General features: G+C 70.2%; 12 protein-coding genes and 1 riboswitch. Of the genes, 7 read left to right on the forward strand and 5 right to left on the reverse strand.

Annotated features, from left to right (window positions below):
* A partial coding sequence (locus ON23_RS09055) for a MarR family winged helix-turn-helix transcriptional regulator (RefSeq protein WP_039777472.1) occupies positions 1 to 550 on the reverse strand: 550 nt, incomplete at its 3' end.
* 156 nt (positions 551 to 706) lie between these two features.
* Here ON23_RS09055 and ON23_RS09060 point away from each other — a divergent pair.
* From ON23_RS09060 to ON23_RS09090, 7 genes are all read left to right on the forward strand, one after another.
* Positions 707 to 1,978 (forward strand): adenosylmethionine--8-amino-7-oxononanoate transaminase, encoded by a 1,272-nt coding sequence (locus tag ON23_RS09060; RefSeq protein WP_039777473.1) that lies wholly within the window; start codon positions 707 to 709, stop codon positions 1,976 to 1,978.
* 148 nt (positions 1,979 to 2,126) lie between these two features.
* A complete protein-coding gene (locus tag ON23_RS09065) occupies positions 2,127 to 2,972 on the forward strand; it encodes a class I SAM-dependent methyltransferase (protein WP_210743516.1) in 846 nt (281 codons plus the stop codon).
* Between the two features lie 63 nt (positions 2,973 to 3,035).
* On the forward strand, positions 3,036 to 4,175 hold the full coding sequence (locus ON23_RS09070) for an FAD-dependent monooxygenase (protein WP_039777474.1): 1,140 nt from the start codon (positions 3,036 to 3,038) through the stop codon (positions 4,173 to 4,175).
* A gap of 81 nt (positions 4,176 to 4,256) precedes the next feature.
* A complete protein-coding gene (locus ON23_RS09075) occupies positions 4,257 to 5,405 on the forward strand; it encodes an 8-amino-7-oxononanoate synthase (protein WP_039777475.1) in 1,149 nt (382 codons plus the stop codon).
* Positions 5,406 to 5,435: 30 nt separating this feature from the next.
* The gene (bioD, locus tag ON23_RS09080; RefSeq protein ID WP_039777476.1) at positions 5,436 to 6,116 is read left to right on the forward strand and encodes a dethiobiotin synthase; all 681 of its coding nucleotides are present in this window, start codon (positions 5,436 to 5,438) and stop codon (positions 6,114 to 6,116) included.
* A gap of 58 nt (positions 6,117 to 6,174) precedes the next feature.
* Entirely contained in the window at positions 6,175 to 6,513 is a 339-nt protein-coding gene (locus tag ON23_RS09085; RefSeq protein ID WP_039777477.1) for an MmcQ/YjbR family DNA-binding protein, read from the forward strand.
* Between the two features lie 73 nt (positions 6,514 to 6,586).
* Complete coding sequence (locus tag ON23_RS09090; RefSeq protein ID WP_051042286.1) at positions 6,587 to 7,732, forward strand: alpha/beta fold hydrolase; 1,146 nt, start codon at positions 6,587 to 6,589, stop codon at positions 7,730 to 7,732.
* 13 nt (positions 7,733 to 7,745) lie between these two features.
* Here the strand turns inward: ON23_RS09090 and ON23_RS09095 are convergent, their stop codons facing one another.
* The 4 genes from ON23_RS09095 to ON23_RS09110 all read right to left on the reverse strand — a co-directional run bounded on the left by ON23_RS09095 (position 7,746) and on the right by ON23_RS09110 (position 11,628).
* Complete coding sequence (locus ON23_RS09095; protein ID WP_039777480.1) at positions 7,746 to 8,768, reverse strand: ABC transporter substrate-binding protein; 1,023 nt, start codon at positions 8,766 to 8,768, stop codon at positions 7,746 to 7,748.
* 108 nt (positions 8,769 to 8,876) lie between these two features.
* A complete protein-coding gene (locus ON23_RS09100; RefSeq protein ID WP_051042289.1) occupies positions 8,877 to 9,611 on the reverse strand; it encodes an ABC transporter ATP-binding protein in 735 nt (244 codons plus the stop codon).
* A gap of 215 nt (positions 9,612 to 9,826) precedes the next feature.
* Entirely contained in the window at positions 9,827 to 10,858 is a 1,032-nt protein-coding gene (locus ON23_RS09105; protein ID WP_039777483.1) for a FecCD family ABC transporter permease, read from the reverse strand.
* A 53-nt stretch (positions 10,859 to 10,911) separates the two neighbouring features.
* Positions 10,912 to 11,039, reverse strand: a riboswitch (cobalamin riboswitch).
* A gap of 4 nt (positions 11,040 to 11,043) precedes the next feature.
* Complete coding sequence (locus ON23_RS09110; RefSeq protein ID WP_039777484.1) at positions 11,044 to 11,628, reverse strand: TetR family transcriptional regulator; 585 nt, start codon at positions 11,626 to 11,628, stop codon at positions 11,044 to 11,046.
* Positions 11,629 to 11,663: the final 35 nt, after the last annotated feature.

Here is an 11,663-nt window from a genome sequence, read left to right on the forward strand (position 1 = left end):
GGACCGCGTTGCGCTGGATGATCCAGCCGTAGTCGCCGGCGCGCGGAGATCGGAGACGCACCTCCTGCGCGCGGCCCGCCGCTGGGATGCCCGCGCGGCCCGCCGCGGTGGCCGGGTCGAGCAGCTGCTCGATCGTGCGCATCGCGGTGCGCAGGCGACGCCGATCCGCGGGGCTGTGCCCGGCCAGCAGCGCCGCGATGTCGTGTGCGGAGCGGCGGTCGAGGTCGTCGGCCGCGACCCGCCCCGCCTCGGTGAGCTGGACGAGTTGCAGGCGGGCGTCGGAATCGGATCGCTGCCGCCGCACCAGCCCGGCGCTCTCGAAGCGGGCGAGGATCCGGCTCAGATAACCGGGGTCCAGGCCCAGTTCGGTGCGCAGCGTGCGGACCCCCAGCGGTCCGGAGTGGGCGAGTTCGAACAGGATTCGTGCCTCGGTGAGCGAGAAGTCGCTGTCGAGCAGATGTTCCTCGAGGACGCCGATCAACCGGGTGTAGCGGCGGTTGAACGCGCGCACCGCGCCGACGTCGTCGTGGTCGAGTGTCGCAGTGGTCATGGCGCTCCCTCGAGTTCTTTGACTGAGTCAAAGATATCGCGCGAGGGCGTCGTGGTGCGGGGGAACGAGCATTCCGGGCCGCGGTCCCTGTGCGGACGTGATTCGTCGCGGTGATAACTTGAACGGCGTTCAAGACCGTCTCGTGAAGGGATCCGCGTGGCCCTGACAGCCGACCAGATCACCGCCCTCGACGCCGCCCATGTGTGGCATCCCTACGGCGGCTTTCCCGCGAGCACCGAACCGCTGGTGGTCGCCTCGGCCGCGGGCACCCGCCTGACCCTCGCCGACGGCCGCGAACTGGTCGACGGGATGAGTTCGTGGTGGGCGGCGGTCCACGGGTACCGGCATCCGGTGCTGGACGCCGCGCTGGTCGAGCAGTCGCGGCGGATGAGTCACGTCATGTTCGGCGGGCTCACCCATGAACCGGCGGTGCGACTGTCACAACTGCTGGTGGAACTGACCCCCGACGGTCTGGACAAGGTGTTCCTCTGCGATTCGGGTTCGGTGTCGGTCGAGGTCGCGGCCAAGATGTGCCTGCAGTACTGGCGGGCGCTCGGACAGCCGGGCAAGCGGCGGCTGTTCACCTGGCGCGGCGGATACCACGGCGACACCTTCACCCCGATGAGCGTGTGCGATCCGGAGGGCGGCATGCACTCGCTGTGGACCGACGTGCTGGCCGAGCAGATCTTCGCGCCCGTACCGCCCGTCGACTTCGATCCCGGCTACGTCGCGGAGCTGGATCGGCTGCTGGCCGTACATGCGCACGAGACCGCGGCGGTGCTCGTCGAGCCCGTCGTGCAGGGCGCGGGCGGCATGCGATTTCATCATCCGCGCTACCTGAATGAACTGCGCCGGTTGTGCGACGAGCACGGCGTACTGCTGGTCTTCGACGAGATCGCCACCGGATTCGGCCGTACCGGAACGCTTTTCGCCGCCGAGGCCGCCGGGGTCGCGCCCGACGTGATGTGTGTGGGCAAGGCCATCACCGGCGGATATATGACCCTGGCCGCCGCGCTGTGCACCACCCGCATCGCCGAGACCGTCAGCGCGGCGCACGGCGGGCTCATGCACGGGCCCACCTTCATGGGCAATCCGCTGGCCTGTGCGGTCGCGGTGGCCTCCGTCGAATTGCTGCTCTCGCGGGACTGGGCGGGCGAGGTCGCCGCGATCGAGGCGGGCCTGAGATCGGGACTCGCCGCGGCACAGGACAATCCGCGTGTGGTGGACGTGCGGGTGCTCGGCGCGATCGGGGTGGTCGAACTCGACCATTCGATCGATATGGTCGCCGCGACCCGCGCCGCCGTCGAGGCCGGCGTGTGGCTGCGGCCGTTCCGCAATCTGGTCTACACCATGCCGCCGTTCATCAGCAGCGCCGACGATATCGCGCGCATCGCCGCCGGCGTCGTCGCCACCGCCGCGGCGGGTTGACCCGAATTCCCTTCCGGCGCGGAGTTTGTCGTATATCGAATATTTATCTTCGTGTGATATGGTGACGGCGAGCGCGAAAATTCCTGTCTATCATCGGCATTCGCCCGGTGATATCCACCGGGTCCGCAGGACGGTGAAAGGGAATTCGATGATCGGCACCGAACCCAGTCGCACGGCGATGATGGCGGCCGCGGCCCGCGCGGCCCACCTGCTGATCGACAGCGAGCCCTATCTGTTCCGCGACACCATGGCCTCCGCCCTGCTCGGCCCGCATGCGGAAGAACTCATCGGCTACCACCTGCACCACGGCGACCATCCGCTGCTGGCGGCGGTCCGGGCGCAGGCGACGGTGCGCAGCCACTGGACCGAACAGCGCCTCGCCGAATCGGCCGCGGCGCAATATGTCGTTCTCGGTGCGGGACTCGATAGTTTCGGATATCGCGGTCCGGCCGACGGCATCCGGATATTCGAGGTCGACCATCCCGGCACCCAGCGGTGGAAAAGGGAAATCCTCGCCATCGGCGATATCCGCCCGGTCGGCGACGTGGTTTTCGTACCCGTCGATTTCGAACGCGACGAATTGCCGCGGCAATTGGCCGAGGCCGGATTCGACCGCGAACGTCCCGCCGTGGTCAGCTGGCTCGGGGTCAGCATGTATCTCACCACCGAGGCGATCGGCGCCACGCTGGCCGCCCTGTCCGGTCTGGCCCCGGGGTCGGAACTGGTGATGGAGTACATGCTCGATCCGGCACTGCGCGACGGCAACGGGCACGCCTACGCCGAATCGGTCCAGCCCGTCACCAGCGCACAGGGCGAACCGTGGTTGAGCACCTTCACCCCGGAAACCCTCGACGCCGTCCTGCGCCGGTACGGATTCACCACGGTCGAGCACATCAGCCACCGAGCGGCCGTACCGGCGGGCTGGTGGGAGCGCGCCGATGCGCTGCAACCGGTGGACCTGTGCCGGCTGGCACATGCGCGCATCGGCGGCTGACCTGCCGCGGTCCCCGCGGTGTGTTTGGCTGGATTCCGACGCCTAGAAGCCGAGGAGTGGGGAATGCGGGCACTGCGAGTGATCGTCGTCGGTGGGGGGATCGGCGGTATGGCCGCCGCGATCGCGTTGCATCGGCGCGGACACGACGTCCAGGTCTGGGAGCGAGCCGCCGCCGTCGGCGCGGCCGGGTCGGGACTCACCCTGTGGCCCAACGGATTACGTGCGCTCGATGCGATCGGCGTGGGCGCGGAGGTGCGCTCGCGCGCGATGGCCGATACCGAGGGCGGAATTCGTGACCGCTCCGGCCGCTGGCTGACCCGCACCGACACCGAGACAGTGGCCGACCGCTACGGCCCGGTGGTGGCGATCCATCGCGCGGACCTGTTCGACATCCTGCGCACCGCGCTCGGCGAGAACCGTCTGCGCCTGGGGGTCACCGTCACCGGGGTCGATAACGAAGACCCGGCGGTGCGCGTGCTGCGTGCCGGGGGAGCGGAGTCGGCGGATCTCGTGATCGGTGCCGACGGTCTGCGCAGTGTCGTGCGGACCGCGGTCTGTCCGCACGCCCGCCCACCGCGCTACGCCGGATATACCGCGTGGCGGATGGTCACCGAACCGCTGGCCGACCTTCGCCAGGGCGGCCAGATCTGGGGCAGCGGTGAGATTTTCGGCATCGTCCCGCTCGCCGACCATCGGGTGTACATGTTCGGTGCGGTGAACGCGGCCGAAGGCGAGCACGCACCCGACGGCGAATTCGCCGAAGTGCGGCGGCGTTTCGGCGAGTGGCCCGATCCGGTGCCGCGGCTGCTGGGCGCGGTGTCGCCGGATTCGGTGATGCGCCACGACATCTACCGGCTGCCCGATCTGCCGACGTTCGTCCGCGGACGGGTCGCCCTGCTCGGCGACGCCGCGCATGCCATGATGCCGAACATGGGCCAGGGCGCGAACCTCGCCCTCGAGGATGCGGTCACCCTGGCCGCGTTGCTCGACCACGGCGGGATCGACGACGCGCTGCGCCGCTACGACGCGCTGCGCCGCCCGCGAACCCGGGCCCTCGCCCATCGTTCCCGGCGGATCGGCACGGTCGCGCAATGGTCGTGGACGCCCGCGGTGCGTGCCCGCGATACCGCGCTGCGGCTGATGCCCGGCTGGGCGATGCCACGCGCCTTCGCACGCGCGCTCGACTGGACGCCACCGGCCTGACCGGTCCGCCACCTGCGGCGGGGACGGTGGATCGCACCCGCCGCCACCCTCCTGAACGGCGTTCAAGTATGCTTCCGAGCTGTGAACGAGGATCCGTTGAGCTGGTTGGACGAGCGTGCGGGTGACCGGGTGCGCGCCGGGTTGCGGCGGCAGTTGCGGGCGCGACCGGCGCACAGCGATCTCATCGACCTCGCCTCCAACGACTACCTGGGCCTGTCGCGCCACCCCGAGGTGATCGCGGGCGCGGTCGAGGCGGTCCGGACCTGGGGCGCCGGCGCGACCGGATCGCGGCTGGTCACCGGCACCACCGTCGCGCACGAGGACTTCGAGGCCGACCTGGCCGACTTCGTCGGAGCGCAGGCGGGCCTGGTCTTCGCCTCCGGCTACGCCGCCAACCTCGGTGTCGTCACCGCATTGGCCGGCCGCGGCGCGCTGGTGGTCTCCGACGCCGGCAGTCACGCCTCGCTGGTCGACGCCTGCCGGCTCTCGCGGGCGCGGGTGGAGATCGCGCCGCATCGTGATGTCGAGGCCGTCGACCGGCTGCTGTCACAGCGGACGGAGGAGCGTGCCCTGGTGCTCACCGATTCGGTGTTCAGCGCCGACGGCGACCTCGCGCCGCTGACCGACCTGCATCGGGTGGTCCGCGCGAACGGTGCGGTGCTGATCGTCGACGAGGCGCACGGCATCGGCGTGCGCGGCGACGGCGGCCGCGGTCTGGTGCAGGAACTCGGCCTGGCCGGGCAACCGGACCTGATCGTGACCGCGACCCTGTCGAAAGCGCTTGCGGCGCAAGGCGGAATCGTGCTCTGCGACGAACGGGTACGCGCCCACCTGATCGATACCGCGCGCACCTTCATCTTCGACACCGGATTGGCGCCCGCCGCGGTGGGCGCCGCCCATGCGGCGTTGCGGTTGCTGCGCAAGGAACCGGAACTGGGCGGGCGAGTCCTCGCCCGGGCTGCCGATATCGCCCGCATCGCCGCTGTGCCGCAACCGGATTCGGCGGTCGTCTCGGTGGTGCTCGGGCAGGCGCAGGTGGCCTTCGACGCCGCGCAGCAGTGCCGTGCGCGCGGTCTGAGCGTGGGCTGTTTCCGGCCGCCGTCGGTGCCGGAGGGCACCTCGCGGCTGCGGCTGACCGCGCGTGCCGACCTCACCGACGCGGAGATGCGGACCATCGCCACGGTGCTGGGCGAGGTGCTGACCACGGCGCGGAATTCGCGGGCCGCCTGATACTACGAGGATCGACAGGAGCGAGGCGATATGAGCAGGTTGATCGTGACGGGCACCTCGACCGACGTCGGTAAGACCGTCGTCACGGCCGCGCTGGCCGCGGCGGCGCGCTCGGCCGGGCGCTCGGTCGCGGTGTGCAAACCCGCACAGACCGGCGTGGCTCCGGGCGAAGCCGGTGACCTCGCGGTGATCGAGCGGTTGGCGGGCGTGACCCGCACGCTCGAACTGGCCCGCTATCCCGAACCGCTGGCTCCCGACACCGCCGCCCGCCGCTGCGGGCAACCGCTGCTCACCCTCGGTGAGACGGTGGCCGGAATCGACTCGCTGGCCGATGCCGAGCTCACCCTGATCGAGGGCGCCGGCGGCCTGCTGGTCCGGGTCGGGGAGTTCACGCTGCTCGACCTGGCACTGAAATTGGACGCGCCGGTGCTGGTGGTCGCGGCCGCGGGGCTGGGCACCCTCAACCACAGCGAACTCACCACCCGCGCCCTCGCCGCCGCCGGCGTGCGGTGTGCGGGTTTGGTCATCGGATCCTGGCCGAGCGCACCGGATCTCGCCTCCGAATGCAACCGCACCGACCTGCCGGAGGTCACCGGTGTCGAGGTGGTCGGGGTGATCCCCGAGGGCGCCGGACAGTGGCTGCCCGAGCGATTCGCCGACACCGCCTCCGGATGGTTCCACGCGGACTGGATGCGGCGCTACCTCGGCTGAGTCGCCCGCCGTGGCGCGGCCCCCGTTCGTGTCGGTGCGGCCTGGCAGGATGCGGGGCATGAGCGCAACCGGGGAGGATGCCCGCGACTATGCCCTGTCGCTGCCGGAGACGTCGGAGCAATTCGCCTGGGGGATGCCCACTTTCCGGGTCGCGGGCAAGCTGTTTCTGACGCTGCCCGAGGCCGAGACCTCGATGGCGGTGCGCTGCCCGATCGTCGACCGCGACGAACTGGTCGTGGCCGAGCCGGGGAAATTCTGGATCGCTTCGCACGAGGCCGGTAACGCGTGGGTGCGCGCCCGGCTGGCCGCCCTGGACGACCGGGCGGAATTGGAGGCGATCATCCTGGATTCGTGGCGCCAGGCCGCACCCCGGCACCTCCTCGACGACCAGCGGTAATCGACACCGGACAGCACCGCGCCGCGCCGCGCGACGGATGCGCCGGTCGCCAACGCCCTTACAGTGGGTAGGGATGTCCATGCGAGATCGGCACCCATCCACGGTCGCGGATTACGACGATGCGCGACGGCGAGCCCGGCTGACCGAAACCCGTGTGGGGCACCGCTGGCGGACGCTGGGGCGGACGCGGCGCGTGCTGCTGCGGGCGGCGCTGGTCCCGATCGTCGTACTCGTCGTATTCGCGCAGTACTGGCACTACGACGTTTCCCCCGAGCAGGCACGGCTGGCCCGCACCGATCCCGCGGTGCTGCCCATCTCGGGTCCGGCCGCCGCGAGCGAGCGCGATACCGCTGTCTTCGACCTCGTCGGCCTGGGTTCGCTCGATGCCTCCGATACCGCGCGCGCCCTGCCCTCACTGCGGCAACTGGGTTCGGTGTGGGCGGTGCGCTACGACAACACCGGTATCGACACCAAGGTCATCAGCGATCTGATCATCCGCGTCACCGAGGCCGCCCGCATCCACAAGGTGGTGCTGGTCGGCCACAGCATGGGCGGGGTGATCGCACTCGAGATCGCCAAGCACATCCACACCCACAGCACGCGCACCCTGTCCGGGGTGATCCTGGACTGCACGCCGGTCGACCTGGCCGCGGTGCGGCCGGAAAGCCGCGACCAGGGCGAGGATCTGCTGCGCTGGTTCGGCTGGTTCCCCGGCACCCGGGAGAGCCGGGGGCTGCGGCTGCTGGCGGAAACCTATTCCCGCCGTGATCAATTCATCGACTACGGCTCCGATCCGCCGGGAATCCGGATGGCGTCGCTGGGCCGCACGGTCGCCGATGTGCTGCGGCAGAAGATCTTCAACACCGACGCCGCCAGCAATGGCCTCATCGAGGATCAATTCAAGGCCATCGTCGCCAGTGGCGCGATCGACGACCTGCACGCGCTGGCGAAACCCGCGTCCGGCAAAGCGCGCCCGGCCGTCGTGTTCATCCGCCCGCACGATCCGTACCGGGATTCCGTCGTGGACGACGAGTACACCCATCGCACGCTGATCGACACCGTCGGCGGTGTCGACGGCACACTCCTGGTGGTGCTGACCCGCAGCACCGGGCATGCCGATCCGCGGCAGCATCCGCGCGAATACAACACGGTGATCGCCCAGCAGATCGTGCCGTTCATCGGGCTGGTGCACTCCGAGCAGACCATGGGTATGCCGTGACCCGGCGCGCGGTTCAGCGCACGGCGTCGTCGAACGCCGGGCGAATACCCGAGGGCGGCAGCATGTTCCACCGCTCCAGTTGTGCCCGCACCTGCTCGGCGGCATCGATGTTGAGCGGGCTCGACGTCCAGAGCACATAGGGCAGGTTGAGGAACCGTTGCTCGGTCACCGCGCGCAGCCGGTTGATGCCGGGTTTGGCGCGCAGCGCGTCCACCTTCTGGGCGAAGGTCTGCCCCGGATAGTCGACGAAGACGAGCGCGTCCGGGTCGGCGGCGGCCAGGCGTTCCCACGACACCGCCGTCCACGTGTCGGCCACATCGTCGAGGGCGTTGCGCGCACCGGCGGCCTCGAGGACGGCCTGCGGGCCGCCGAATCTGCCGCTGGAGAAGATGGTTTCGCTCGCGGTGTCGAAGACGAACAGGGTCGGCGGCGTCGCGGCCCGCGGTGCGGCGCGCAAACGCTGGAGGCGGGTATCGATGTCGGCGACGAGCGTGGTGGCCTGCTCGGGGTGTCCGGTGATGGCGCCCAGATTCGACAGATCCGCGCGCAGCGCCGCCCACGGCTCGACGGTGCCGCGTTGCCGCTGACCGGCATGCGGTCGGCAGCTCTCGGTGAGGATGTAGGGCGCGATACCGTTGGCGCGCAGCGTATCCGGCGTGAGATCGGTGGCCTCGCTGTAGCCGTAGTTCCAGCCGGCCACCATCACATCGGGGCGCCGCGCCAGCACCGTCTCCCGGGACGGCGAGCTCGGCGCGACATTGTCCAGCCGATCGACGACGTCACCATAATGCCGCCGCAAGGTCGCGACATCCTGTTGCAGACCGGCCACCGCGGCCACCGAATCCTGCGCGCCCAAGGCCAGCGTCATCGCGACCATATTGGTGTCGTTGACGAACATGCGCTGCGCCCGAGCCGGAAACCGCACCTGCTCACCACAATTGGTGAGGGTCAGATTGCCGCCGGAGGTTTGCGCGGTGCCACACGCCACCAGGGACGCGACGGTCGACCCGACGGCGAGCCATCGGAGGAATTGCATATCGTCTACCCTTCAACGGTTTTCGGGACTACAGCTGCCGGTTCGCGGCGGACGTCCGCGACGGCAGGCGGTGCGGTCGACTCGGCGCACCACAGCGGTGTCGGGACCTCATCCCGCAGTCTTCGTATTCGGTTCCAGCAGAAGATGTGTCGCGCCTGTCTCCGGATGTCGCACGCGTGCCGCTCGCACCCCGAATACGGTGGCGAGCACCTCCGGACTCAACGCCTCCCGCGGCGCCCACAGGTCCGAGGCGGATCCGTCGTGCACGACCAGCACCCGGTCGCAGTAGCGGTCGGCCAGGGTCAGATCGTGCAGTGCGATCACGACGGTTCGGCCCAGTCTCCGCACCAGATCCAGGAGCGCGAGCCGGTGGGTGATGTCGAGGTGATTGGTCGGCTCGTCGAGCAACAGCAGCGGGCTCGCCTGCGCCAGGGCCCGGGCCAGCAGCACCCGCTGCCGCTCACCGCCGGACATCCGACGCACCGGGCGATCGGCGAATCCATCGAGATCGACGGCCGCCAAGGCGTCGCCGACCGCGCGGCGCTCGGCCGGGCTGCCCGCGCCCCACGGCGGCAGATACGGGGTGCGCCCCAGCGCGACCACCTCACCGGCGCACAGATCCGCCGGCGGCTGGTCGTCCTGCCCGACCATGGCGACCAGCCGAGCGCGGCGTCGCGCCGAGAGGACATGCAGCACACTGCCGTTCACGAGCACGTGGCCTCGGCGCGGGCGCAGCAGTCCGCCCAGGGTGCGCAGCAGGGTGGACTTTCCGGCGCCGTTGGGTCCGACGACGCCGACCACCTCACCGGGATGAACCTCGAAATCGACATCTGCCAGTACCATTGCGCCGCGCGGCCCACACGCCAGGCGCTCTACTCGCAGTGCCGCGGCGACCGTTTCCGGTGTGGGCTCTGCGGTGAGCAGGGACGAGTGGACAGGGGCGGCGGGGACGCCTTCGTCCGCCGGGACCGGCCGCGGAGCGGGGGAGTGCGGCCCCTCGTCCCCGGTCCCGGCCGGGCCGTGGTCCGGCCCGGTGTCGCGTCGGCGGACAGGCCCGCTCATGCCGCACCGAACCGGTAACGTCGACGCCCCATCAGCAGCAGGAAGACCGGTGCGCCGATCAGCCCGGTCAGCACACCGACCGGAATTTCCGTGGGCCGCACCAGGACTCGGGCCGCCGCGTCGGCCACGACCAGGAACAGCGCACCGCACAGCGCGGCGACCGGTAGTAACCGCCGATGGGTGAAGCCCACCAGCATCCGCGCCGCATGCGGTACCACCAAACCCACGAAACCGATCCCGCCGGACACCGCTACCAGGACGCCGACCAGAATCGCCAGCCCGGTGAACAGCCCGTAGCGGACGGCCCGCACCGGCACACCCACCGATGCGGCGGTATCGGCGCCCACGCTCAACGCGTCGAGCCAGCCGTGTACGGCGAACAGTGCCGCGCCCGCGAACCCGACCACCGTCGCGGGCACCGCGATTCGGGTCCAATCCGCTCCGGCCAGGCTGCCGAGCAGCCAGAACAGCACCGACTGCGCGGCCTTCGGGTCGGCACTGCGGAAGATGAGATAGCTGCTCAGTGCCGAAAACGCCGATCCCAGCACCGTTCCGGTCAACACGAGACGCAGCGGCGTCAAACCGCCCTGCGCCATCGCGATCGCGAAAACCGTTGCCGCCGCGATCAAGGCGCCGGCGAGCGCGCCGCCCGACAGCGCCCAGATTCCCGCCCCCGCGAACAACCCGGACGTGATCACGGCCGCGGCGCCCACCCCCGCGCCCGAGGACACACCCAGCAGATAGGGATCGGCCAGGGGATTGCGCACCAAGGTCTGCATGGCGGCCCCGGCGAGCGCCAGGCCCGCGCCGACCACCGCGGCCAGGATCGTGCGCGGCACTCGCAATTGCCACACGATGGTGTCGAAGGCGGAATCGACCGCACCGGAGCCGCCCAGATGTCCGCCCAGCACCTCGAGCACCGCCCGGATCGGAAGCGGTTCGGCGCCGCACGCGGTCGCCACCACCATCGCGACGAGCAGCGACGTCAGCGTCACGGGGACGACGATCGTTGTCCGGACGCGATTCATCGCCGGAACTCCACAGGCATCACGCGACCTCTTCAGAGCAGTGCCCGGCGACCGAGGTCTGACTCCCGCAGCGGTCCGCACGTGCGGCCGCCCGCGGTCACAGTGGCGCGACCGTTCCGGATTCGCACCGGATTCCCGCGCCGCCGGGGATGACGGTCCCGAATACTACCGTCCGAAATGTCCGGCTAGCGCACCCGGCTCCCGAGCAGATGCAGCACCCCGCCCACGAACAGCTGCAACCCGAAGTCGAATCGCTCGGTGGCCGAGGTGTTCTCGTAGAGCGGGGAATCCTCCTCCGCCAGCGCGCCCGCGGAATCCATCTGCATCCGCGACTGCTCGTCCACCGTCTCGCCGAGCACGTAGTACAGCAGCGTGTAGGCCGCCAGATCGGCCTCCTCGCGAGTCATGCCGCCGCGAATCATCGCACTGGCCAAGCGTTCCCGGCCCTTGCTGGTGGTCAGACGGGAGGCGTAGGTGGCCGAGACCACCTCCGCGCCGTCGCGATAGGCCAGCAGACACGACCGCAGCCGATGCGCGAGTTCGCTGATCTGACCCGGCCAGTCCTCGGCCGCGACCGGTTCCTCCATCGGGGTGAGGATGCGGTCGGCGACCGCGCCGAGCAGCGCCTGCTTGTTCGGGAAATGCCAGTACAGCGCCCCCGGCTGCACGTGCAGAGCGGTGGCGAGGCGGCGCATGGTCAGATCGGCGAGCCCGTACTGATCGAGGATGGCGATGGCGCCGTCGATCACATCCGCCCGATGTAGCTGCACTTCTACCCCTCGCGTGTTTTGACTCACTGACCCCG

Origin of the sequence: Nocardia cerradoensis NBRC 101014, from assembly GCF_000308535.1 — a bacterium.
Lineage (GTDB): Bacteria > Actinomycetota > Actinomycetes > Mycobacteriales > Mycobacteriaceae > Nocardia > Nocardia cerradoensis.

What these genes read in the sequence shown, in the direction of transcription:
- ON23_RS09070 (WP_039777474.1), top strand. Translation starts at nt 3,036, where the DNA reads ATGCGGGCACTGCGAGTGATCGTCGTCGGTGGGGGGATCGGCGGTATG.
- ON23_RS09085 (WP_039777477.1), top strand. Translation starts at nt 6,175, where the DNA reads ATGAGCGCAACCGGGGAGGATGCCCGCGACTATGCCCTGTCGCTGCCG.
- bioD (WP_039777476.1), top strand. Translation starts at nt 5,436, where the DNA reads ATGAGCAGGTTGATCGTGACGGGCACCTCGACCGACGTCGGTAAGACC.
- ON23_RS09095 (WP_039777480.1), bottom strand. Translation starts at nt 8,768, where the DNA reads ATGCAATTCCTCCGATGGCTCGCCGTCGGGTCGACCGTCGCGTCCCTG.
- ON23_RS09090 (WP_051042286.1), top strand. Translation starts at nt 6,587, where the DNA reads ATGTCCATGCGAGATCGGCACCCATCCACGGTCGCGGATTACGACGAT.
- ON23_RS09105 (WP_039777483.1), bottom strand. Translation starts at nt 10,858, where the DNA reads ATGAATCGCGTCCGGACAACGATCGTCGTCCCCGTGACGCTGACGTCG.
- ON23_RS09100 (WP_051042289.1), bottom strand. Translation starts at nt 9,611, where the DNA reads ATGGTACTGGCAGATGTCGATTTCGAGGTTCATCCCGGTGAGGTGGTC.
- ON23_RS09065 (WP_210743516.1), top strand. Translation starts at nt 2,127, where the DNA reads ATGATCGGCACCGAACCCAGTCGCACGGCGATGATGGCGGCCGCGGCC.